At 71.5% G+C, this 23,786-nt stretch carries 16 protein-coding genes and 1 pseudogene; 6 read left to right on the top strand and 11 right to left on the bottom strand.

Annotated features, from left to right (window positions below; genetic code table 11):
- Positions 1–63: 63 nt before the first annotated feature.
- Together pepN (CGL27_RS18120) and CGL27_RS18115 are read right to left on the bottom strand one after the other, a co-directional pair.
- On the bottom strand, positions 64–2,634 hold the full coding sequence (pepN, locus tag CGL27_RS18120; protein WP_119994441.1) for an aminopeptidase N: 2,571 nt from the start codon (positions 2,632–2,634) through the stop codon (positions 64–66).
- A gap of 164 nt (positions 2,635–2,798) precedes the next feature.
- Entirely contained in the window at positions 2,799–3,824 is a 1,026-nt protein-coding gene (locus tag CGL27_RS18115; RefSeq protein WP_078641443.1) for an aspartate-semialdehyde dehydrogenase, read from the bottom strand.
- A 315-nt stretch (positions 3,825–4,139) separates the two neighbouring features.
- Here CGL27_RS18115 and CGL27_RS18110 point away from each other — a divergent pair, with 315 nt between their 5' ends.
- Positions 4,140–5,873: a TIGR03767 family metallophosphoesterase gene (locus CGL27_RS18110; RefSeq protein ID WP_119988431.1), complete on the top strand. Its 1,734-nt coding sequence runs from the start codon at positions 4,140–4,142 to the stop codon at positions 5,871–5,873.
- A gap of 67 nt (positions 5,874–5,940) precedes the next feature.
- Here the strand turns inward: CGL27_RS18110 and CGL27_RS18105 are convergent, their stop codons facing one another.
- Positions 5,941–6,966, bottom strand: a complete 1,026-nt coding sequence (locus CGL27_RS18105; protein WP_119988428.1) for a hypothetical protein — start codon at positions 6,964–6,966, stop codon at positions 5,941–5,943.
- Positions 6,967–7,226: 260 nt separating this feature from the next.
- Here CGL27_RS18105 and CGL27_RS52065 point away from each other — a divergent pair.
- Positions 7,227–7,364 (top strand): annotated as a pseudogene (locus tag CGL27_RS52065) (DUF4442 domain-containing protein); the annotation flags it as partial.
- 316 nt (positions 7,365–7,680) lie between these two features.
- Here CGL27_RS52065 and pepN (CGL27_RS18095) read toward each other — a convergent pair.
- Entirely contained in the window at positions 7,681–10,290 is a 2,610-nt protein-coding gene (gene pepN, locus CGL27_RS18095; protein WP_119988425.1) for an aminopeptidase N, read from the bottom strand.
- A gap of 171 nt (positions 10,291–10,461) precedes the next feature.
- Here pepN (CGL27_RS18095) and CGL27_RS18090 point away from each other — a divergent pair, with 171 nt between their 5' ends.
- On the top strand, positions 10,462–11,100 hold the full coding sequence (locus CGL27_RS18090) for a DsbA family protein (protein ID WP_119988422.1): 639 nt from the start codon (positions 10,462–10,464) through the stop codon (positions 11,098–11,100).
- 142 nt (positions 11,101–11,242) lie between these two features.
- On the opposite strand, the gene CGL27_RS18085 is transcribed toward CGL27_RS18090, so the two are convergent.
- Positions 11,243–11,836 carry a biotin transporter BioY gene (locus CGL27_RS18085; protein ID WP_119988420.1) on the bottom strand — a complete coding sequence of 198 codons (594 nt, stop codon included), beginning with the start codon at positions 11,834–11,836 and terminating at the stop codon, positions 11,243–11,245.
- Positions 11,837–12,089: 253 nt separating this feature from the next.
- On the opposite strand from CGL27_RS18085, the gene CGL27_RS18080 reads away from it, so the two are divergent.
- Positions 12,090–13,517, top strand: coding sequence for an amino acid permease (locus CGL27_RS18080; protein ID WP_119988416.1), 1,428 nt, complete (start codon positions 12,090–12,092; stop codon positions 13,515–13,517).
- Here the strand turns inward: CGL27_RS18080 and CGL27_RS18075 are convergent, their stop codons facing one another.
- Both CGL27_RS18075 and CGL27_RS50975 read right to left on the bottom strand, forming a co-directional pair.
- Positions 13,518–15,719, bottom strand: coding sequence for a tetratricopeptide repeat protein (locus CGL27_RS18075; protein ID WP_119988414.1), 2,202 nt, complete (start codon positions 15,717–15,719; stop codon positions 13,518–13,520). It abuts the gene before it with no gap.
- Positions 15,716–16,138 (bottom strand): hypothetical protein, encoded by a 423-nt coding sequence (locus tag CGL27_RS50975; protein ID WP_119994440.1) that lies wholly within the window; start codon positions 16,136–16,138, stop codon positions 15,716–15,718. Before CGL27_RS50975 ends, CGL27_RS18075 begins: the two co-directional genes overlap by 4 nt.
- A 184-nt stretch (positions 16,139–16,322) precedes the next feature.
- On the opposite strand from CGL27_RS50975, the gene CGL27_RS18065 reads away from it, so the two are divergent.
- Complete coding sequence (locus CGL27_RS18065) at positions 16,323–16,964, top strand: superoxide dismutase (RefSeq protein WP_059145691.1); 642 nt, start codon at positions 16,323–16,325, stop codon at positions 16,962–16,964.
- A 125-nt stretch (positions 16,965–17,089) separates the two neighbouring features.
- Here the strand turns inward: CGL27_RS18065 and CGL27_RS18060 are convergent, their stop codons facing one another.
- The 4 genes from CGL27_RS18060 to CGL27_RS18045 all read right to left on the bottom strand — a co-directional run bounded on the left by CGL27_RS18060 (position 17,090) and on the right by CGL27_RS18045 (position 22,511).
- Positions 17,090–19,147, bottom strand: a complete 2,058-nt coding sequence (locus CGL27_RS18060) for a ricin-type beta-trefoil lectin domain protein (protein ID WP_119988411.1) — start codon at positions 19,145–19,147, stop codon at positions 17,090–17,092.
- Between the two features lie 180 nt (positions 19,148–19,327).
- On the bottom strand, positions 19,328–20,842 hold the full coding sequence (locus CGL27_RS18055) for a tripartite tricarboxylate transporter permease (protein WP_119988408.1): 1,515 nt from the start codon (positions 20,840–20,842) through the stop codon (positions 19,328–19,330).
- A 2-nt stretch (positions 20,843–20,844) separates the two neighbouring features.
- A complete protein-coding gene (locus CGL27_RS18050) occupies positions 20,845–21,501 on the bottom strand; it encodes a tripartite tricarboxylate transporter TctB family protein (protein WP_240450541.1) in 657 nt (218 codons plus the stop codon).
- A complete protein-coding gene (locus tag CGL27_RS18045; RefSeq protein ID WP_119988405.1) occupies positions 21,498–22,511 on the bottom strand; it encodes a tripartite tricarboxylate transporter substrate binding protein in 1,014 nt (337 codons plus the stop codon). Before CGL27_RS18045 ends, CGL27_RS18050 begins: the two co-directional genes overlap by 4 nt.
- 112 nt (positions 22,512–22,623) lie before the next feature.
- On the opposite strand from CGL27_RS18045, the gene CGL27_RS18040 reads away from it, so the two are divergent.
- The gene (locus CGL27_RS18040) at positions 22,624–23,706 is read left to right on the top strand and encodes a DUF5937 family protein (protein WP_119994439.1); all 1,083 of its coding nucleotides are present in this window, start codon (positions 22,624–22,626) and stop codon (positions 23,704–23,706) included.
- The last annotated feature ends 80 nt before the right edge of the window (positions 23,707–23,786 follow it).

The following is a 23,786-nucleotide window of genomic DNA, read 5'->3' as shown; positions in this document are numbered from 1 at the left end:
CGCATGCCCACAACTGGGCGGCGCAGTGCGGGGCGCCGGGCCCCGCACTGCGCCGCAACCCGGTCAGCCCGCGTTGGCGTCCGCGGCCTGGGCGCGGAGGGCGCGTTCGATGCCCGCCCGGGACTCCGTCATCAGACGCCTCAGCGCCGCCGTGGGCTCGGCCGACGCGAGCCACGCGTCCGTGGCGTCCAGGGTCTCCCGCGAGACCTGCAGCGCCGGGTAGAGCCCCACCACGATCTGCTGCGCCATCTCATGGCTGCGGCTGTTCCAGATGTCCTTCGCCGCCGCGAAGTACTTCTCGGTGTACGGCGCCAGCAGCTCCCGCTGGTCGGTCTGGACGAAGCCGCCGATCACCGCCTCCTGCACCGCGTTCGGCAGGGTGTCGCTCTCCACGACCGACGCCCACGCCTCCGCCTTGGCCTGCGGCGTCGGCCGCGCGGCCCGCGCCATCGCGGCGTAGCGCTCGCCCGCGGAGGTCTTGTCGCGCTCCAGCTCCGCCGCGATGGCCCCCTCGTCCGCCCGCCCGGTGGCGGTGAGCCGCTGCAGCAGTGCCCAGCGCAGCTCGGTGTCGATGGCCAGGCCCTCGATCGTCTCGGTGCCCTCGAGCAGCCCGGCGACCAGGTCGAGCTGCGCGTCCGTACGGGCGGTCGCGGTGAAGGCCCGCGCCCAGGCGAGCTGGTGGTCGCTGCCCGGTGCCGCCGCCCGCAGATGGTCGAGCGTGGCCTCGGTCCACTTGGCCAGGCCCGTCTCGCGCCAGGCCGGGGCGGCGTACAGGTCCAGGGCCAGCTTCACCTGGCGGTGCAGCGACTGGACGACGCCGATGTCGGACTCCTTGGCGATGCCCGAGAGCACCAGCGCCAGGTAGTCGCGGGTGGCCAGTTCGCTGTCGCGGACCATGTCCCAGGCCGAGGCCCAGCACAGTGCGCGCGGCAGGGACTCCGCGAAGTCGCCCAGGTGCTCGGTGACGACGGCCAGCGAGTCCGGGTCCAGCCGCACCTTCGCGTAGGTGAGGTCGTCGTCGTTGAGCAGGATCACCGCGGAGCGCTTCGCGCCGATCAGCTGCTCCACCTGGGTCAGCTCACCGTCCACGTCCAGCTCGATGCGCTCGGAGCGGATCAGCTTGCCGGTCGCGTTCAGGTTGTAGAGCCCGATGGCGATGCGGTGCGGCCGCAGCGTTGGCTCGCCCTTGGCGCCCGGCGGCAGCGCCGGGGCCTCCTGCCGCACCGCGAAGGAGGTCACGGTGCCGCTCGCGTCCGTCTCGATCTCCGGCCGCAGCACATTGATGCCCGCCGTCTCCAGCCACTTCTTCGACCAGGTCTTCAGATCGCGCCCGCTGGTCTCCTCCAGCGCGCCGAGCAGATCCGACAGCCGGGTGTTCTTGTAGGCGTGGCGCTTGAAGTACGCCTGGACGCCGCTGAAGAACTCGTCCATCCCGACGTACGAGACCAGCTGCTTGAGCACCGAGGCGCCCTTGGCGTACGTAATCCCGTCGAAGTTGACCAGGACGTCGTCCAGGTCGTTGATCTCGGCCATGATCGGGTGGGTGGACGGAAGCTGGTCCTGCCGGTAGGCCCACGTCTTCATGGAGTTGGCGAAGGAGGTCCAGGAGCGCGGCCACCTGCTGCCCGGCGCATGGGCCTGGCAGGCGATCGAGGTGTAGGTGGCGAACGACTCGTTCAGCCACAGGTCGTTCCACCACTCCATGGTGACGAGATCGCCGAACCACATATGGGCCAGCTCGTGGAGGATGGTCTCGGCCCGCGCCTCGTACGCCGCGTCGGTGACCTTGGAGCGGAAGACGTACTGGTCGCGGATGGTCACCGCGCCCGCGTTCTCCATCGCGCCCGCGTTGAACTCCGGCACGAAGAGCTGGTCGTACTTGGCGAACGGGTACGCGTAGTCGAACTTCTCCTCGAACCACTCGAAGCCCTGCCGCGTCACCTCGAAGATCGCGTCCGAGTCGAGGTACTCCGCGAGCGAGGGACGGCAGTAGATGCCCAGCGGCACCGAGCGGCCGTCCTTCTCGTACGAGCTGTGCACGCTGTGGTACGGGCCCGCGATCAGCGCGGTGACATAGGTCGACAGGCGCGGGGTCGGCTCGAACCGCCAGACGTTGTCCTTCGGCTCCGGCGTCGGCGAGTTCGAGATCACCGCCCAGCCCTCGGGCGCCGTCACGGTGAACTGGAATGTGGCCTTCAGGTCGGGCTGCTCGAAGTTGGCGTACACCCGGCGGGCGTCGGGCACCTCGAACTGGGTGTAGAGGTACGCCTGCTGGTCGACCGGGTCGACAAAGCGATGCAGCCCCTCACCGGTGTTGGTGTACGCGCAGTCCGCGACCACCCGCAGCTCATTGCGCCCGGCCAGCAGCCCCGGCAGCGCGATCCGCGAGTCCTTGAAGACCTCGTTCGGGTCGAGCGCGTCGCCGTTGAGCACCACCTCGTGCACCGTGGGCGCCACCAGGTCGATGAACGACTCCGCGCCCGACTCGGCGGCGTCGAAGCGCACCGTGGTCACGGAGCGGTAGGTACCGCCCTCCTGGGCGCCGCTCAGGTCCAGTTCGATCTCGTACGCGTCCACCGTGAGGAGGCGCGCCCGCTGCTGCGCTTCCTCCCTTGTGAGGTTGGTGCCAGGCACGTCGGCCAACTCCCGTTCGTCATGTGCGGTACGCCATGCGTCAGGCGGATGGCCATCCTCGCACGTCGGCCGGTCGGCGTCGGTAGGCCAAAGGGCGACTGAACGGGAGGAACACCGAGGGGGAGCGGCCGGCCGACCGCTCCCCCTCGGACGAGGCGTGGGCGTCAGCTCAGGTCGGCCGCCACCAGCTCGGCGATCTGCACCGCGTTCAGCGCGGCGCCCTTGCGCAGGTTGTCGTTGGAGAGGAACAGCGCGAGACCGTGCTCGACCGTCTCGTCCACCCGGATCCGGCCCACATAGCTGGGGTCCTGGCCCGCGGCCTGGAGCGGGGTCGGGATCTCCGAGAGCGCCACGCCCGGGGCCGCGGCCAGCAGCTCGGAGGCGCGCTCCACGCTGATCGGACGCTCGAAGCGGGCGTTCACCTGGAGCGAGTGGCCGCTGAAGACCGGCACCCGGACACAGGTGCCGGACACCTTCAGCTCCGGGATCTCCAGGATCTTGCGGCTCTCGTTGCGGAGCTTGTGCTCCTCGTCGGTTTCGAACCGGCCGTCGTCGACGATCTTCCCGGCCAGCGGGAGCACATTGAACGCGATCGGGCGGGCGTAGACCTCGGGCGCGGGGAAGTCCACGGCCGCGCCGTCGTGGGTGAGCTCGGCCGCGCGGTCGGCGGTCTTGCGGATCTGGCCGTCGAGCTCGGCGACGCCGGACAGCCCGGAGCCGGAGACGGCCTGGTAGGTGGTGGCCACCAGGGCGGTGAGCCCGGCCTCGGCGTGCAGCGGGCGCAGCACGGGCATGGCGGCCATGGTGGTGCAGTTCGGGTTGGCGATGATGCCCTTGGGGCGGTCCACCGCGGCGTGCGGGTTGACCTCGGCGACGACCAGGGGCACCTGGGGGTCCATCCGCCAGGCCGAGGAGTTGTCGATCACGACGGGGCCCTGTGCGGCGACCTTCTCGGCCAGCGCCCTGGAGGTGGCGCCGCCCGCGGAGAACAGGACGATGTCCAGACCGGAGTAGTCGGCCGTGGCGGCGTCCTCGACGGTGATCTCGGTACCGCGCCACGGGAGCGTACGCCCGGCCGAGCGGGCGGAGGCGAACAGCCGCAGCTGCTCGGCCGGGAAGTCACGCTCGGCGAGCACCCTGCGCATCACTCCGCCGACCTGGCCGGTAGCTCCGACGATTCCGATCCTCATATCAGCCCTTTTCCTTGGTTGTGCCTGTTCGGGGCGCCTACCCTCCTGGCAAGTGTCTCAGGCGGGTCCGTTACCGTCCCGTGATTTATCCCACGGCGGGGGCGGTTCCCAGGGTGGATGAACGCCGAGTGAGGAGAAGAATTCCTGTTCACAAGGGCGCGATGACCGTTTGCTACCGCCAAGATCCACGTGTGGAGATCGGCGACCGGCGTTGCCGCCTCGTTCACCGCCAGGCCATTCCCGATGCCAACGATCCGAGGTGAGGGCAGCGTCGCTGTCCGCCCGTTTCCGCGTGTCCACTCGGGGAGATCGCGCATGTCCCGCATACGGTCCGCCGCAGCCGCCGTCGCCCACCTCGACCGGCGCACCTTCCTCGCCGCAACCGCCGCCACCGGTGCCACGGCCGGTCTGGGGCTTGCCTTCGGGCCCGGCAGTGGTTCGGCCGACGCCACGCAGCCCGCCACCGCGCGTGCCGCGGGCCGCCGGGTGGTGCAGGCCCCGGCGGCGCCCTCGACGGCCGGTACGACGCTGGAGACGTTCTCCGCCGCGCAGGGCGCCACCGGCTACCGGCGGCTCGCCGACGGCCCCGCCTGGACCCGTGAGGTCCGCGGCGAGATCACCGGCGCCAAGGGCGGCCGCGAGGACCGGCGCACCGCGCTCGCCTCGTTCGTCCAGCTCACGGATCTGCACCTGACCGATGTCCAGCACCCGATGCGCTACGAGTTCCTGCGCAGCGGGCGCGCCGGGGCCTGGCGGCCGCACGAGGCGCTGACCATCGCCGGGGTCGCCTCGCTCATCGAGCGGATCAACGGGCTGCGCGGCGGACCCGCCACCGGGGCGCCGCTGTCGTTCGTCATGACCACCGGCGACAACACCGACAACAACGCCAAGATCGAGCTGGACTGGTTCCTGGCCGCGATGAACGGCGGCCGGATCACCCCCAACACCGGCGATCCGCGCCGCTACGAGGGCGTGCAGAACAGCGGGCTCAAGGAGTTCTGGCACCCCGAGGAGGCGCTGCGCGACGCCGACAAGAAGCTCGGCTTCCCGCGCATCGACGGCTTCCTCAAGGCCGCGCTGCGCACCGTCAACAGCCCCGGGCTGCGGCTGCCGTGGTACTCCACCATCGGCAACCACGACGATCTGGCGGGCGGTGTCTACTCCCTCGGCCACGACTTCTACGCGGACTTCGCCACCGGGAAGCGCAAGCTGGAGATCATCCCGGCCGATGACGCCGAGCGGCTCTTCAAGGGCACACGCGTCGGGGGCGACCCCAAGGGCGTCCAGATGAAGGCGCTGCTGGACGCGCATGCCAAGGACATGCGCACGGTCACCCCCGACGAGCGCCGCGCGCCGTTCACCCGGGCCGAGTACCTGGCCGCGCACCTGGACCCGGCCGCCACCGGCCCCGGTCCGGTCGGCCACGGCTACACCAAGGCCAACCTCGAGCAGAACACCCTCTACTACTCGTTCCGGGTCTCCGAGAACGTGATCGGCATCAGCCTGGACACCACCGACCCGGGCGGCCACTACACCGGGTCGCTCGGCACCGCCCAACTGCGCTGGCTGGAGCGGGCCCTGAAGGCCCACAAGGACGACTACGTGATCGTCTTCAGCCACCACTACAGCCGCAGCCTGGACAACATGAACCACGACCCGGCCCGGCCGGGCGAGGCCCGCCACGGCGGGGACGAGGTCGTCGCCCTGTTCCAGCGTCACCCCAAGGTGCTGGCCTGGATCAACGGCCACAGCCACAAGAACGAGATCACCCCGCGCGGCACCTTCTGGGAGATCACCACCGCCTCACATGTGGACTTCCCCCAGCTGGCCCGGGTGTTCGAGGTCGTGGACAACCACGACGGCACGATCTCCCTGTTCACCACGCTCATCGAGTCGGCCGCGCCGCACCGCACGGACTTCTCGGACCTGTCCCAGACCGGTCTCGCGGCGCTCTACCGCGAGCTGTCCTTCAACGCGCCCGGCGCCAGCCAGAAGCTGGCCGGTGACGCCACGGACCGCAACACCGAGCTGCTGCTGCGCAAGCCCTGAGCCCTGATCCTGAGCCGCCCGCACCGGGTGGCCCGGTACCCCGCCTCCGCGCCGGGGCATCGGGGCGTCAGCGCGGCAGGACCACGACATAGGAGGCCGGGTCGCGGTCGGCCGCCGCGATCAGGGCGGTACGGACCACCGCGGCCTGTTCCTCCGGGGTCTCCCGGAGCTTCTTCGGGGTGACGCGCACGACCGTGATCCCGAGCCGCTCCAGGTGTTCGCGCTTGCGGCCGAAACCGCCGCGCCAGACCTCCTCGTCCTGGCGCGGCGCCCGGGTGTCGATCTCCACCGCCACCGCCTGGTCACGCCAGTAGGCGTCCACCCCGCCGAGAGCGGGCCCGCCGGGCAGCCGCAGCTCCACGTTCCACAGGGGCTCGGGCAGGTGGTGGCCGCGGATCATGTCGTACAGCCGCCCCTCGGCGATCGCCCGGCCCTCGGCGAGCAGCGCGTCCACGGCGTCCACGACATGCGGCCGGGACAGCAGCCGGGCCGAGTTCAGCTCCGCGACGACGGCCGTGGCCTCGCAGTGGCCGTGACGCACGGACTCGGTGAGCAGTCTGCGGACCAGGACGGCGTCGGTGAGCCGGGCGACCGCGTCGGCGAGGGCGCGGGCCACCGGGGCGGTGGGCACCCCCGCGACGTACTGGGGGCCGGGCAGGGTGCCCGCCCGCACGAAGCGGACGAAGCCGGTGGCGCGCAGCCGCCGGGTGCGCGGCACCAGGACGTCGATCCGGTCCAGGGAGGCCAGCGGGGGAGCGGAGGAGAAGTGGTGCAGGGCGAGCGCGGCAAGCCCGGTGATCATCGCCTCGCCGTGTGGCTCGCCGCCGCCCGGCGCGGAGCCGTCGGCGCCCTGGCCGCGGCTCGCGGTGTACAGCAGCGCGGCCAGCAGCCGCTCCTCGCTGGTCGCCGGGCCGGGGTGGAGCAGATGGACGCCCGGCAGGATCTGCTGCCAGGGCCCGCCGGCCCGGCTGCGCTCGGCGGCGACGGACGCCGTCACTCCGTGCTGGCGAAGCTGACAGGTTGTCAACACCCGGCGCTGGACGTCCGAGAGGTGGTGGAGGGGGCGGGGGGACAGCGGCGTGTTGTGGCTCATGCCCCCGCCATTCCCGCGCCCGCCGTACCGGCTAACCCCTGTTACAGAGTCGTCGACAAAAGCGGACAACCCCGCACTAAAGTACGGCAGTTCGAATGCCGAAAAGGCTCCCCGGCCCGATGCCCGGCGGCTCCCCGGCCCGATGCCCGGCGGCGCCCCGCCATCCCCGCCGCGCCGCGCCCTCCTGGCCGCGTCCGACCTTCCTGGCCGCGCCCCGCCATCCCGGCCGCGCGGCCCGGCTACGGTGCCCGGCCGTGAGGGGCCGGACCGTCGCCGAGGTGGCCGCCGAGCTGGACGCAGGGGAGCGCCCCGAATTCCCGGTGAACATCGCGATCACCCGGGAGGACGGCGCGGTCACGGGCGAGATGTCCATCGTCTGGACCCTGGACCCCGCAGGGGTGCCCGGCTTGCGGGGTTCCGCTGCGAGGCCCGGCTGCGAGGCCCGGCTGCGGAGTCCGACTTGCGAGGCCCTGCTGCGGGGCCAAGCTGCGAGGTCCGGCCAAGCGGCCCGGCTGCGGAGTCCGGCCGCGGGGTCCCGCGAGGCCCCGCAGCGGTGCCCGGCTTGCGGGGTCCGGCCGCACGGCTCGGTCGCGGGGTCCGCCCGTAGAGCCCCGCCGCACGGCCCGGCCGCGACGTCCCGCCCCGGTGCCCGCGCGGCGCTTGCCCGGCGGTCGCCGGGGGCGCCGCGCGGGCGTCCGAGGGTCGGCGTACGCCTTAGGCGGCTGCCCTCTCGTCGCATTGCTGCCCGCGCAGGGCGCGGGCGAGGTCGTCGCGTGCCTCCAGGACCAGCCGGCGCAGCGCGGGCGCCGCGTCCGGGTGGCCGTCCAGCCAGGCGTCGGCCGCCTCCAGGGCGCGGGCGTCGCCCTGGGCGGCCGGGAACAGCCCGCGCACGATCGCCATCCCGATCTCGATCGACCGCTCCTGCCAGATCCGCTCGATCACCTCGAAGTAGCGCGGCGCGTACGGCGCCAGCAGATCCCGCTGGCCCGGCTGGTCGAAACCGGAGATGGTGGCCTCCACCAGGGCGTTGGAGAGGCGGTCGGACTCCACCACCGCGTCCCATGCCTCGGCCTTGACCGCGGCGGAGGGCCGGGCGGCCAGACACCGCACCTGGTGGCGCTTGCCGGAGGCGGTGTCGTCGCGCGCCAGCTCGGCGCCGATCAGCGCCTCGTCGGCCTGACCGCTCGCGGCCAGCGCGGCCAGGAACGTCCAGCGCAGCTCCTGGTCCACATCCAGCCCGTCGATCCGGGCCGTGCCGTCCAGCAGCCCGCTCAGCATCCGCAGCTCGGACTCGGCGACGGCGACCTGCGCGAAGAACCGCGCCCAGGCGAGCTGATGCCCGCTGCCCGGCTCGGCCAGCCGCAGCTCGCTCAGCGCGACCTCGGCGCCCGCCGCCTCGCGCGCGTCCGGCGCCGAGTAGTGGTGCAGGGCGGACAGCGCCCACGCCTGGACCATCTGCAGCACGCCGATGTCGCTCTCGGCCCCGGCGAACCGCCGCACCAGCTCCAGATAGTCGCGGGCGGGCAGCAGCGCGTCACGGGTGAGGTTCCACAGCGCGGACCAGCTCAGCGCGCGGGCGAGGGGGTCGGTCAGCTCGCCCAGGTGCTGGCGCAGGGTGTCCAGCGACCTCTCGTCGAAGCGGATCTTGCAGTAGGTGAGGTCGTCGTCGTTGACCAGGATCAGATCGGGCCGGGAGACGCCGGTCAGCTCGGGGACGACCGTACGGGGACCGTCGACGTCCACCTCGGCGCGGGCGTAGCGCACCAGTGCCCCGGGGCGCTCACCGGCCGGGGCCTCCTTGCGGTACAGCCCCACCGCCACCCGGTGCGGCCGCAGCGTGGGGTGGCTCTCGGCGGCCTCCTGCTCCACCGCCAGCTCGGTGATGTGCCCCTCGGCGTCATAGGTGGCCTGCGGGGTGAGCGCGTTGACCCCCGCGGTCTCCAGCCAGGCGCGCGACCAGGTGGCCATGTCCCGCCCAGAGGTCTCGCCGAGCACCGACAGCAGATCCGACAGCCGGGTGTTGCCGTACGCGTGCCGCTTGAAGTAGCGCCGCGCGCCCTCCAGGAAGGCGTCCTGCCCGACGTAGGCCACCAGCTGCTTGAGCACGGACGCGCCCTTGGCGTACGTGATCCCGTCGAAGTTGAGCTTGGCGTCCTCCAGATCACGGATGTCGGCCGTGACCGGGTGGGTGGAGGGCAACTGGTCGGCGCGGTAGGCCCAGGCCTTGCGGCGGTTGGCGAAGGTGATCCAGCCGTCGGCGAAGCGGGTCGCCCCGACCAGGGCGAAGGCCCCCATGAAGTCGGCGAACGACTCCTTGAGCCACAGGTCGTCCCACCACTCCATGGTCACCAGGTCGCCGAACCACATATGCGCCATCTCGTGCAGGATGACGTTGGCCCGGTTCTCGTACGACGCCTGTGTGACCTTGCCGCGGAAGATGAACTCCTCCCGGAAGGTCACACAGCCCGGGTTCTCCATCGCGCCGAGGTTGTACTCCGGCACGAACGCCTGGTCGTACTTGCCGAACGGGTACGGATAGTCGAAGTGGTCGTGGAAGAAGTCCAGACCCTGCTTGGTGACCGTGAAGATGTCGCCCGCGTCGAAGTGCTTGGCCAGCCCCTTGCGGCACAGCGCGCCCAGCGGGATCTCCAGCTCGGAGCCGTCCGGCAGCGTGCGGCGGTAGAGGTCGCACTCGTGGTGGTACGGACCGGCGAGCACGGCCGTGATGTACGTCGAGATGGGCCGGGTCGGGACGAAGTGGCTGGTCGCGGCACCATCGCCGGCACCGGACGGCTCGACCCGGTCCACCGTCCCGTTGCTCAGCACCGTCCAGCCCTCCGGGGCGGTCACCGAGAAGGTGAACGGGCCCTTGAGATCCGGCTGTTCGAAGTTGGCGAAGACCCGGCGGGCGTCGGCCGGCTCGTACTGGGTGTAGAGGTAGACCTCGCCGTCCTCCGGGTCCACGAAGCGGTGCAGGCCCTCGCCGGTCCGGCTGTAGGCGCACTGCGCGTCCACCACCAGCTCGTTCTCCGCGGCGAGCCCCTCCAGGGCGATCCGGGAGCCGTCGAAGACCGCCGCCGCGTCCAGCTCCCGGCCGTTGAGCCGCACCGAGGTCACCGAGGGCGCCAGCAGATCGGCGAAGGTCGCCGCGCCCGGCTCGGCGCAGCGGAAGCGGATCGTGGTCGTGGAGCGGAAGGTGCGCGGCCCGGACCCGGTGTGCTCACCGACGGCGGACCGCAGATCGAGCGCAACCTCGTAACCCTCGACGGTGAGCAGCTTCGCCCGCGCACGGGCCTCGTCACGGGTCAGGTTCTCACCGGGCACGACGCGGCTCCCTCGGCAATGTCTCGCATCTCGGATATCGGACAGCGGAAATCATGTCACGGTGCACCGACAGCCGGTATCGGGGAATGGGCTCCCCTCCCGCCCGCGTTGGGTCAGGTAGCCAGTTCTCTATTCATTTGCGATGACCACGCGCCCGCTTGAGGAGAAACCATGACCGAGACTGCCAAGACGCCCGCCGACTTCTGGTTCGATCCGGGGTGTCCCTGGGCCTGGATGACCTCGCGCTGGATGCTCGAGGTGGAGAAGGTGCGCCCGGTCGAGGTGCGTTGGCACGTCATGAGCCTCGCCGTGCTCAACGAGCCCAAGCTCGATGAGCTGCCCGAGGAGTACCGCGAGCTGATGAAGACCGCCTGGGGCTCGGTCCGGGTCTGCATCGCCGCCGAGCAGCAGCACGGCAGCGAGGTCCTCGGCCCCCTCTACACCGCGCTCGGCACCCGCTACCACAACCAGGGCCTGGAGAGGGGGAACCGCGAGACGATCGTGGCCGCCCTCGAGGAGGCCGGTCTCCCCGCCGACCTCGCCGACTACGCCGACTCCGACGCGTACGACACCGAGCTGCGCGCCTCCCACAAGGAGGGCATCGACCTGGTCGGCCAGGACGTGGGCACCCCCGTCATCGCCGTCCCGGGCTCGGACGGCGAGCAGGTCGCCTTCTTCGGCCCGGTGGTCACCCCCGCCCCCAAGGGCGAGGACGCCGCCAAGCTGTGGGACGGCACGCTGCTGGTCGCCTCGATCCCCGGCTTCTACGAGATCAAGCGGACCCGTACGGTCGGCCCGATCTTCGACTGACCGCCTGAGCCGCCGCCACGGCAGGGCCCCCGCGCGAGTCGACCGCGCGGGGGCCCTTTTCGCTTCCCGGCCGCCCATGCGTGGGCACACGCATGGGCGGCCGAGTGGCCATGCCCGGGCGCTGTGCCCGGGGGCAGGGGGCTCAGCCCCGGCGGCCCACCAGCTTCCAGGCGGCCGGCAGCGCGCCCATCGCCAGCGCGGCCTTCAGCGCGTCCCCGATCAGGAACGGGGTGAGCCCGGCCGCGACCGCCTCGCCGAGGGAGCTGTGGGTGGCCAGCGCGAGATACGGGACGCCCACGGCGTAGGTGACCGCCGAACCGACCGCCATGGTGCCCGCGGTGCGCAGCACCCCGCGGTCACCGCCGCGCCGGGCCAGCGCGCCCACCACGGTCGCCGCCAGCAGCATGCCCAGCACATAGCCGAAGGACGGCATGGCGGCGCCGGAGCTGCCCTCGGCGAACCACGGCACGCCCGCCATGCCGACCAGGGTGTACAGCGCCAGCGACAGGAAGCCGCGCCGGGCGCCCAGCGAGGTGCCCACCAGCAGGGCGGCGAACGTCTGGCCGGTCACCGGCACCGGCGAACCGGGGACCGGCACCGAGATCTGGGCGGCGAGACCGGTGAGCACGGCGCCCCCGATGACCAGCGCGGTGTCCCGGGCCAGGACGCGCCGCGCGGGAAAGACCGCGTCCGCGAGGACCGTACCGGGTGTGGCGGCGGCAGAAACCGTGCTCATCAGCGATGCTCCCAGGTCAGAGGGTGGATACGGCGACGCTAACCCAACGCGCGGGCCCCGGACACCGTCGGATGACCACAAAGCCGGACGCATCGGCTTGGCGGCTTCTGGCAGAGACACCCGATACGGAGCGTGACGCAGGTGTCCGATATCCAGAAAAGTTTGGTCGTGATGTTGTCCTGATAGGACGCGCCCTTCACACTAGGGACGTTTTGCATCCGCCCGCCCGCCTCGTAAGGGACAGAGAAGAAGAATGAACCGGACATCCGCGTCCTCCGGGCCATCCGGCACCGCCGAGGCGACCGGCACGGGCGCGACCGCCACGCCACCGCTCTCCCACGGCCTCAAGCAGCGCCATCTGTCGATGATCGCCCTCGGGGGTGTGATCGGCGCGGGGCTGTTCGTCGGCTCCGGCGCCGGAATCGCCGCCGCCGGTCCGTCGATCGTGGTGGCCTACGCGGTCTCCGGGCTGCTGGTGATGCTCGTGATGCGGATGCTCGGCGAGATGTCGGCGGCCAACCCGGCCTCCGGCTCGTTCTCCGTGCACGCCGAGCGGGCGATCGGGCCCTGGGCGGGGTTCACGGTCGGCTGGATGTTCTGGATCCTGCTGTGCGTGGGCATCGCCGCCGAGGCGATCGGCGCGGCCGGGATCATGGTCCAGTGGTTCCCGGGCACCGACTCCTGGATGTGGGTCGCCCTCTTCATGGCGATGTTCTGCGCGACGAACCTGGCGGCGGTCAGCAATTTCGGCGAGTTCGAGTTCTGGTTCGCCGCGCTGAAGATCGCCGCGATCACGATCTTCCTCGTCCTCGGCGTACTCGCGATCCTCGGCGTCCTGCCGGGCACCGACGCCCCCGGCGGCTCCCACCTCACCGGTGACGGCGGCTTCCTCCCCAACGGCGTGAACGGCATGGTCGTCGGCCTGCTGGCCTCCGTCTTCGCCTACGGCGGACTGGAGACGGTGACGATCGCGGCGGCCGAGTCCGAGAACCCGGTCAAGAGCGTCGCGGGCGCGGTGCGCACCGCGATGTGGCGCATCGCCCTCTTCTACGTCGGCTCGATGGTGGTCGTGGTCACGCTGATCCCGTGGAACGACAAGGCGTTGGTCGCCGAGGGTCCCTACGTCGCCGTCCTCAACCACCTCGACATCCCCGCGGCCGGGGACATCATGAACGTGATCGTGCTGATCGCGCTGCTCTCCGCGATGAACGCCAACATCTACGGCGCCTCCCGCATGTCCTACTCCCTGGTCACCCGCGGCGAGGGCCCCGCCTTCCTGGGCCGCGTCACCGGTGGCGTCCCCCGCCTCACCGTGCTCGCCTCCTCCTTCTTCGGCTTCGTCGCGGTGCTGCTCAGCTACTGGTGGCCGGACACCATCTTCAAGTGGCTGCTCAACATGGTCGGCGCCGCGGTACTGGTGGTCTGGGGCTTCATCGCCGCCGCCCAACTGCGCATGCGCAGCCGCCTGCAGCGCGAGGCGCCGGAAAAGCTCGTGGTGAAGATGTGGCTCTTCCCGTACCTGACCTGGGTCGCCCTGGCCGCGACGGTCGGAGTGCTGGTGCTGATGCTGCGCGAGAGCGACACCCGCAGCCAGCTCTACGCCACGGCCGTGATGGCGATCGCGCTCGCGATCATCGGATACGTACGGCAGCGGACGGCGGCGGCGCGGCAGGAGGGCTGATCAGGGCCGGGATTGGGCTTCGGCCTGCGCTTGCCATTCGGCGAGCGACTCACGGTTCTGCGTGACGAACGGGTGCTCGGGGCCGAGCACCCGTTCGCGGCGCTCGACCACCTCCCGGAGCGTCGCGGTGGCCTCGTCCAGCTTGCCGAGCCCGTGGGCGACCCGTGCCTTCAGATTCAAGGCCGCGAGGGTCTGCGGGTGATCGGGACCTTGGAAGCGGATGCGCTCGGCCAGGGCACGGCGGGCCACCGGCTCGGCCTCCATGTATCGGCCCAGCACCCTCAGCCCCTCGGCATGGTTGTGGTGGGCCATGAGGGTTGCTAGGTGGCCGTGTGGTAATGCGCGCTCACAGTCCTCGACGACCCGGGCCGCCTCGTCGAACTCCTCCGAGTCGCCGAGCCGCGGCAGAACCTCAAGAAGCCACGCTCGACTGAAAAGCGTCTCCCCGGAGTCTTCGCCGAGCACCCGCCGCTGCCCGGCGATCGCGCGTCGCAGCAGGTGCACCGCTTCTTCCACATGGCCGAGGATGGCGACCGGCACATGCAAAACGGCACACGTGCGCAAAGTGTCGGGATGATCGACGCCGAGAATCCGCTCGCGGCTCCGCAGCACCTTCCTGAGCGTCGTCTCTGACTCCGTGTAGTGCCCCATGCGGTGCTGGGTCCGGCCCATGATGTGGCGCGCGCTCAGGACCACGGGGTGCTCCTCGCCCAGAAGGCGCTCGGCCACGTCCGTGACGGCCACGGACATCGACAACGCCACTGCGAAGTCACCCGCCGTGAAGAGCTGTTCCACGACGCGGACGGCCAGCCGGGCCGCCCCTTCGCCCGGCGAGCCGTGCAGCAAACGGGAGGCGTGCGGGGCCAGCAGCCGCAACTCGGTACGTGTCTCAACCGGCGCGGCATCCTCCGGCGGCAGCGCCGCCTCCAGCAACCGCCCCGCCGCCTCGGCCAGCGCCGCACGCTGCCCCTCCGGAACCCCTACCGCGACGCTGTCCAGCAGCACCCCATGAGCCTGTACGCACCGACGGCCGTCCGCCTCGACCATGCCGATCAGCGAGTGGTCGAGCAGACCGCGCAGCGCGGGCTCGACCCGGTCCGCGGCAAGCGGCGGGTCGAGGTGGCCGAGAAGCACCTCTCCCCGCGCCACCGGCATCAGCAGAGACAGCGGCACCGGGTCCGCCGCCCAGCAGGACAGCAGCCGCAGCAATGTGGTCGCCTCCGGCAGCCCCTGTCCGGCGAGGGCGTCCAGGGACAACTGCCAGGTGCGGCCCACCAAGTGGCGGGACTGGCCGCTGCCCGTACCTGCCGCGCCCTGGTCGACGAGCGCCGTCGAGTCCTCACTCAGCTTCCGGTCGTACTCGTCCATCGACCACGACTCCAGGAGTTGATGCGACAGATGCGAACCCGCCAGGGTCAGGGCCAGCGGCAGACAGCCCAGCCGTCGCGCCACCTTCTGGGCCGATTCGACGGTACCGGCGTCCGGCGCCAGATCGCAGAGGACCTGTGCCGCGTCGGCCTCCGGCAGCACCCCGACGGGGTGCCGTGCCGACCCGGTGCCCCGCCACAGCGGCGACGTCGCGTGCCGCGTGGTCACCAGGACCGTGCCGAGCGGGCTGGTGCGCAGCCAGCCGCCCTCCTCCAGGACCGTCGGGTCGTCGGCGTTGTCCAGGACCAGCAGCCAGCGCTGGGCTGAGTGGTCCAGGTAGTGCCAGACGAGGTCGGCGGCGGCACGCTGGCCGCTGGCCGCGGCGGCCAGCTCCCCCGTGGTCGCGCCCCGGTCGCCCGCCACGGCGAGCATGCCCGCTCGCAGGGAGATCCGCTCCGATGCGTTCACCCAGAGTCCGATGCGTCCCTGGTCCCTTACGGCCTCCGTGAAGAGGGCGTGCGCCACCGCCGTCTTGCCGCAGCCGCCCAGGCCGTGCAGGACGTGAACGTCACCACCGGGGCCGGTGACGGCTGCCCGGAGGCGCTCCATGAGGTCGGCGCGGTCCCGCAGGATGCCCGGCGCACGGCCGACGAGCGGGACGCGGACGGAGTCGGGGGCGGTCATGCCCCGAGTGGCAGTCGAGACCGGCGCGAGCAGCGGGGCCGCGCCGGGCTCGTAGTGGTGGTGATGCTCCTCGATGTACTGGTCGCCGCCGGTCTGGAAGACCCGGCCCTGGCCGGACGCGCGGCCGTCGATGGGGCCCGGCCCGCTCATCGCTCGGTGATGTGCTGGTCGCGGCCGGCCTGGTAGACCCGGCCGCTGCCGGACGCCTCGGCCGTCATGTGGATCTCGCCGACGGCGGGTCGTTGATCGGGGCGGCGGGGGTTCAACTCATCCAGGATGCGGCGCAGTTCGTCCGCCACCTCCGGCTGGGCCACCAGCAGTCGGCGCACCCGTCCCTGCCATTCGGCGGCCAGCTCCGCCTCGGAGTCCTCGTCGCCCGTCTCACGCGCGAGCAGCAGATCGGCGCGGCTCGCCTCGAACTCCTCGCCGATGCCGTCGGCTCTGGCGGGCTGGAACCGCTGCCAGAGCGAGACGAGGCCGTCTCTGGCCGACTCCCAGGCGGTGGTGGCCATCAGCGTGACCATGGTGGTGCCCGCCGTCCTGGCGAGATCGGCGATCTGCGGATCCATGCCCTCCCCCTTCGAGCGACCTTTGATCATAGGTCCGCCGTTCACTCTGCGGATGGATCAGATCAGGCCACTCCCGGTGCACGGCGCCCCGGCCCGACCGGCGTGCACGCGGTGGCGGAAAACGCTCTTGCTGCTAGCGTGTACTTGCAAGTTAATTGCAATAACGCGGTCCGAAGGGCTTCGCATGGCCATCTACACACTTCCTGAACTTCCGTACGACTACTCGGAGCTGGCCCCGGTCATCAGCCCCGAGATCATCGAGCTGCACCACGACAAGCACCACGCCGCGTACGTCAAGGGCGCGAACGACACGATGGAGCAGCTCGCGGAGGCGCGGGACAAGGATCAGTGGGGCTCGATCAACGGGCTCGAGAAGAACTTGGCCTTCCATCTGTCCGGCCACATCCTGCACAGCATCTACTGGCACAACATGACCGGTGACGGCGGCGGCGAGCCGCTGGAGAGGGACGGGGTCGGAGAGCTGGCCGACGCCATCGCCGAGCACTTCGGATCCTTCGCGGGCTTCAAGGCCCAGTTGTCCAAGGCCGCCGCCACCACCCAGGGATCGGGCTGGGGTGTGCTGGCGTACGAGCCGGTCAGCGGGCGGCTGGTGGTCGAGCAGGTCTACGACCACCAGGGGAACGTGGGGCAGGGCTCGGTGCCGATCCTGGTCTTCGACGCCTGGGAGCACGCCTTCTATCTGCAGTACAAGAACCAGAAGGTGGACTTCATCGAGGCCATGTGGAAGGTCGTCAACTGGCAGGATGTGGCGCGCCGTTACACGGCCGCCAAGGAGCGCGCCCACAACCTGCTGCTGGCCCCGTAACCCGGAGCGCCCGCCAGACCACCTGCTTGCGTGATCGTCTTCTCACCGAACACCGGGCAGGCGGAAAAGGGGCCCCCGCGCGGTCGACTCGCGCGGGGGCCCTGCCGTTGGTGGGAGTGGTGTCCTCAGGTGAGGGTCCAGCGCTGGTTCGAGCCGTTGTGGCAGCTCCACAGCACCAGCCGGGTGCCGTTGCCGGTGCCGTTGTCGTAGGCGTCCAGGCAGCGGCCGGAGCCCTGGTGGACGAGGGCGCCGGAGGCGTTCACCTGCCACTTCTGGCCGGTGGCACCGGTGCAGTCGCCGATGACGACCTTCGTGCCGTCGGCGGTGCCGTCCTTCTCGGCGCCCAGGCATTTGCTGCCGTAGACGGTCAGTTCATTGCGCGAGGTGAGCCGGAAGAGCTGGTTCTGGCCGCCCTGGCAGTCCCAGAGCTGAGCCTGGGCGCCGTTGGAGATCGTGTTCTGGTCCAGATCGACGCAGCGCCCGGAAGCGGCGCCGATGATCTCGGCACCGTCGGTGCCGGGGAGGTCCTGGACGGTGATGGTGTCCGGGCCGCCGCTCAAGGTCACCGTGTTGGCGCCCTTGGCCAGCGAGAGCAGGACGGAGACGGTGCGGCGGGCGGTGGCGGAGCCGGTGGGCGGCAGGGCGAGCGTGGTGGCGTACTGGCCGCCCACGCGGAGGGTGGCGGTGCGCGGGGCGGTGCCGCCGTTGGCGTAGGTGAGGTCGGCCAGTTTCAGCCCCGCCGTCTTGGCCGTGACGGTGAGGGAGCCGGTGCCCTGGTAGGTGGTGCCGGGGGCTTCCGTGCCCGAGACGGTCAGCAGCATCGCCTCACCGGCCGGGACGGTGGCGGTGTAGCCGCCGCTGTGGGTGCCCACCGGGGCGCGCTTCCAGACGTCGCGGACGGAGGCGGCGGCGCCGGTCAGCCCGAGGTCGGTCCAGCGGGCGGTGATGGGCTTGGCGGCGGAGGTGCGGTTGAGCAGCAGCACGGCGCGCTGCCCGGTGCCGGACAACACCTTGGCGTACACCTGCAGCCCCGCGGCGTCCTCGGCGACCTTCACCCCCTGCAGCCCGCGCGGGTCCTGGTCGACGGCGATGACCTCGGGGTTGGTGAGGTTGGCGGCGGTCTCCCGCGTCATGGTGGTGAGGTCGTTCCCGGCGAGCAGCGGGGCGCCGGAGATCGCCCACAGGCTCATATGGGTGCGGTCGAGCGTCGCGTTGGAACCCTTCATGCCGACCGTAAGCATGTCCGGGTCGTTGTAGTAGCCGGTGTGCTGGGCGGTGGGGTGCAGGCCCTGGTCGAAGTTGGACAGCATCGCGGTGGCCGAGGGCGTCTGCCCCCAGTAGATGATGTCGGTGCTGGTACGCCACAGATCGCCCGCGCCCGGGGCCCAGTTCCACGGTCGGCCCGAGCCCCATTCGCACAGCGACAGCACGAGACGGCGGCCGGTGACGGCGGTCGCCGCCTTGTTCGCCTCGCTGAGGGCCCTGTAGGTGGCCTCCTGGTCGAGCCCCTCGTCCTGGCCCCCGCACCAGTCGACCTTGACGTAGTCGAAGCCCCACTCCTGGAAGGCCCGCAGATCCTGCTCGTAGTGGCCTTCGCTGCCGCTGCCCGGGGCGGGCGGGGTGCCCGGCGGGGTGGGGTAGAAGTAGCCGCAGCCGTTCTTACCGGCGTCGGTGTAGATCCCGGCCTTGAGCCCCTTGCTGTGGATGTAGTCGGCGATGGCCTTCATCCCGCCGGGCCACTGCTGGGAGTCGACGGTGATGTTGCCCTTGCTGTCGCGGGTGCCCCACCACCAGCCTTCGTCGATGTTGACGTACTCGTACCCGGCCTCGGCCATGCCGGAGGACACCAGCGCGTCCACCTGGGCCTTGATCGTGTCGTAGTCGATCTGGCTGGCCAGGCTGTTCCACGAGGCCCAGCCCATGGGCGCGGCGGGTACGTCGATCTGCGGGGCGGGCGCGGCGGGGGCCGAGGTCGCCGCGTATGCCACGGCGCCCGGCCCGGTGAAGCCCAGCCCGGTGAAGCCCAGCCCGGTGAAGCCCAGCCCGGTGACGGTCAGCAGAACGGACAGCAGAACGGCCGGCAGTGCCCCGGTCAGGCGCCTGGGCCGTGATCGGGGCCGTGATCGGGGGCGTGGCCGGTCGGGGCGGAATAAGCGTGACAGGCCGAGGAGGACAAGGCGCATAAGGAAACCACTCCCATTCGATATATCGAACCATGTTCGCGATATGGGTCGTAGCTGATCTGCGAAGGATTCTGTGGACCCGGCCGGTCGATGACAAGAGGTGTGCGTGGGGAAACCGTCCCCCGACGCCACCGGGCCCCGCGCGGACGGCTCGCGCGGGGCCCCGGTGGTCCACGGCGGTCAGCCCGCGGTCTCCGGCGCCCGCCCCCGCGTCCGGCGGATCGCCCGTGCGGCCATCGGGCCGACCAGGGTGATCAGCGACAGGCACAGGATCGCCGCGGAGAGCGGGCGGGTGAAGAAGATCGTCCAGTCGCCCTCGCTGAAGGCCAGCGCACGCCGGAACTGGGTCTCCGCCATAGGACCCAGCACGGCGCCCAGGATCAGCGGGGCGACGGGATAGCCGGTGCGGCGCATGCCGAAGCCCAGGACGCCGAAGAGCACCGCGATGCCGAGGTCGACCGCGTTCTGCGACAGCGCGTACACCCCCAGGGCCGCGAAGACCAGGATGCCTGCCGTAAGCAGCGGGCGCGGCAGCCGGAGGAGCTTCACCCACAGCGGGATCAGCGGCAGGTTGAGCACGAGCAGCATCACATTGCCGATGTAGAGGCTGGCGATCAGCGTCCAGACCAGCGCCGACTGGGTCTCGAACAGTTGCGGGCCGGGCTGCACGTTGTACATCTGGAACGCGATCAGCAGCACCCCGGCCGTCGCGGAGGTGGGGATGCCCAGCGTCAGCAGAGGCATCAACACCCCGGAGAACGCGGCGTTGTTGGCGGCCTCGGGGCCCGCCACCCCCTCGATGGCGCCCTTGCCGAACTGCTTCTTGTGCCGGGACAGCCGCTTCTCCACGTTGTAGCTCAGGAACGTGGGTATCTCCGCGCCGCCCGCGGGCAGGGCGCCGATCGGCAGGCCGATCGCCGTACCCCGCAGCCACGGCTTCCAGGACCGCCGCCAGTCCTCGGGGCTCATCCCGATCTTGCCGCCCACCGGGAGCACCCGCTCCTCGGGCGCCCGCCGCAACCGGGCCGCGGTGTAGAGCGCCTCCCCGATCGCGAAGAGGCCGACGGCGACGGCCACGATCTGGATCCCGTCGTACAGCTCCGGCACCCCGAAGGTGTAGCGCGCCTGGCCGGTGAGGCTGTCGATGCCGACGAGCCCGATGGCCAGGCCCAGGAAGAGGCTGCACAGCCCGCGCGCCGGGGCGTCGGCCACGACCGCGGTGACCGTGGCGAAGGCGAGGATCATCACGGCGAAGTACTCGGCGGGCTGGATCTTCTCGGCGATCTGCGCCATGGCCGGGCCCGCGAAGGTGATCCCGACGGTGGAGATCGTGCCCGCCACGAACGAGCCGATGGCGGCCGTGGCGAGCGCGGCCCCGGCGCGCCCCGATCGGGCCATCGGATGGCCCTCCAGGGTCGTGGGGACCGACGCCGTCTCCCCGGGCACGTTCAGCAGGATGGCCGTGGTGGAACCGCCGTACATCCCGCCGTAGTAGATGCCCGCGAAGAGCACCAGCGCTCCGGTGGGGTCGAAGACGAAGGTGAGCGGGAGCAGCAGCGCCACCGTGGTGGCGGGACCCAGACCGGGCAGCACGCCGACCAGCGAGCCCAGCGTGCAGCCCGCGAACGCCAGCAGCAGATGCATGGGGCTGAAGGCGCTGCCGAAACCGCCCATGAGGTCGTTGAGGACATCCATGGTCAGAACGCCAATCGGACGATGCCGGGCGGCAGATGGATGCCCAGCAGACGGTCGAAGAGGAAGTACACGGCCAGCGCGAGCACCAGGCCGATCAGGGCGTCACGGAGGAGTCGGCGGCTGCCGAGCACCCGCGCGACCAGTGCGAAGAGCACGGCGGTCGACTGCCAGTAGCCACAGGGGGCGAGCGCGAACAGATAGCCGACCAGCAGCGCGAGCAGGGCCGCCACCGGGCGCCACTCGGTGAGCCGGGTCTCCTCGCGCGCCTGCTCGGCCTGCACCGGGTCGCTGCCGCGGAACGCCTGGACGACGGCGACCGACGCCGCGACGCACAGCCCCACGCCGACCAGCAGGGGGAACGCCCGGGGGCCCACGTCCTGGTCGATGGCCCCCTCCGGAATGGCGAACGCCCAGCCCAGCACGGCCACACCCGCGGCGAGGAAGAGCAGCGCGGCCACCCGCGGCCCCCAGAGCGGCCCATCCGGCGGGGCGGCGCCGCCGGGCGCGCCCGCGGCATCCTGCGCCGGGCTCGCCACATCGTTCCGCGCGGTCACCGCCGCGTCGCGCTCGCTCACGGCCTCGCCCGGTGTGCTCACCGCCGCGCCGCGCCCGCTCACCGCCTCGCCCGGTGTGCTCACCGCCTCGTCCCGCGCGCTCATGAGCCGAGCCCCACGGACGTGAGCGCCTGGCCGACCTGGCGCTGCTGCTTGTCGATCAGGGCGCCGTACGTCTTTCCCGGCACCCACACGCTCTTCCAGTCGTTCTGCCGCAACGCCCGCTTCCAGCACGAAGTCCGGCGCATCCGGTCCACCACCTTCACGATCGCCCGCTGTTCGTCGTCGCTCAGCCCGGGCGGGGCCATGACCCCGCCGACGCTCACCACGCTCTCGTCGCCGTAGCCGAGTGCGGAGAGGGTGGGGGCGTCGATGCCCTCGGGGGCCTTGTCGCCGCTGACCGCGAGGACCCGCAGCTTTCCGGCCTCGATCTGCGGACGGACCTCCGTCAGCGTGGACAGACCGACCTTCGAGGCCCCGCTCAGCAGCAGGTTGAGCACTTCCCCGCCGCCACCGGTGGGCACATAGGTGACCTTGCGCGCCGGGACGCCCGCGGCCTTGGCGAGGGCGGCCACCGTGATGTGGTCCGGGCCGCCCAGCGAACCGCCCACCCAGGACGTCTGCTTGGGGTCCTTCCGCATGGCTGCCAGCACCGAGCGCAGGTCGCGGAAGGAGGAACGGGCCGGCACCACGATCGCGGTCGTACTCACCGTGAGCCCGGCAACGGGCGTGAGCTCGGACAGCTTCACGGGCGAGTGGTTCTGGATGGCGCCGCCGATCATGGTCACCGTGTCCATGGTCATCAGCTGGTACGGATCGCCTCCCCGCCCCGCCATCCGGGCGAGCCCGATGGTGCCACCTGCCCCCGGGGCGTTGGTGACCGTGACGTCCTCGTCGATGGTCTTGCAGGTGGTGAGCGCCGAACCGATGCCGCGCGCCCGTGCGTCCCAGCCGCCGCCGACGCTCCCGGGAGCGAGGATCGACAGCCCGCGGGAGGGGTAGTCGGCGACGGCGCCCGAGTCGTCCAGCGAACCGATGGTGCACGCACTGCTCACCGTGGCCACGAGGGCGACCACCGCTGCCAGCCGCGGGCCGTTCCTGAGGAGAGGAGGCATGGGGACGCTCCAGGCGAGGGAGGGGAAGGCGAAGTGGGCTGGAGCTTGCGCCTCCGCCGACGGCCCCCACAAGACGATTGACTGGAAGGCGTCAATGGCCGACGCTGCCCGGATGCCCGTCGTGATCGAGCTGGGGCCCGCCCCGGAGCACCGCATCAGCACCCGCCTGTCCCCGCTCGCCGAGCTGTGCGCCTGTCTGCACGCGCTGGACGGGCCACGCCACCATCCGGCCAGCCGGCGCTGGGTGGGGGCGGTCCTGCACGGCGCGGACGAACGGCTGCTGGAGCGGGCCGGGCTGTGGGCGCCGCTGTGGGGCGCCTTCCGCGCCCGCTATCTGCTGCCCCTCACCCCGGGCCCGGAGCGCGACCTGGAGGAGGAGCTGGCGGAGGTGGCGCGGCTGGACGAGGAGACGTTCACGACCATGACCGAGCAGGCGCTCGTCGGCAAGAACGGCCATGGCCCGGGCTCCGGATCCCGGCGCGGCGGCCGCTCGCCGGAGCGCTTCCTGGCCCGGCTGCGGCAGCTCTCCGAGCGCCGGTTCGACCTGGGGCTGCGGCTGCTGGCCGACCCGGCAGGTTTCCGCGACAGCCTGCTCGCCTTTCTGTCCGCCGTGGCCGAGGAGGTCTTCGAGGCGGAGTGGACGCGGCTGCGCGCGACCCTGGAGGCCGACGCCCGGATCCGCGGTCATGAACAGTCCCGCTACGGGGCGGCCGTGCTGGCCGGATTCCCCGCCGCCCGCATGGAGCAGGACCCGCCGCGGGTGGTCTTCGACAAGCTCTACTACGCGCGGGCCAGCCTCGCCGACAGCCCCTGTCTGCTGGTGCCGTCGCTGCACATCAACCCGCATCTCGCGATCAAGCACTACCCCGGATACCCGGTCGTGGTGCAGTACCCGGTGCGCGACGCGGCGGGCGCGGAGCCAACCGCCCTGGATGTGGTGATGCGCGGGCTGCGGGCGCTGGACGAGCCGCTGCGCATCCGGATGTGCCGGGCGCTGCTGCGGCAGTCGATGACGACGACGGAGCTGGCCACCCAGTTCGAGATGACGCCCCCGCAGATGTCGCGGCATCTGCGCAAGCTGCGGGAGGCCGGAATGGTGCACACCCACCGGGAGGGCGCGCGGGTGCACTACCAGCTGGACGAGGCGGCGGTGCGCAACCTGGGCGTCGATCTGCTCTCCGCGCTGCACCGCTGAGACCGGCGGCGCCGCTCGTTCCGACCGAAGGAGCCGCTCATACCGACCGAAGGTATTGACGCTCAGGAGGCAATCATCTT

This window comes from Streptomyces sp. 11-1-2, from assembly GCF_003595545.1.
GTDB classification, from domain to species: Bacteria; Actinomycetota; Actinomycetes; order Streptomycetales; family Streptomycetaceae; genus Streptomyces; species Streptomyces hygroscopicus_B.
Note: the sequence above shows the minus strand (reverse complement) of the source record. Positions and strands in the feature narration are given on the sequence as shown.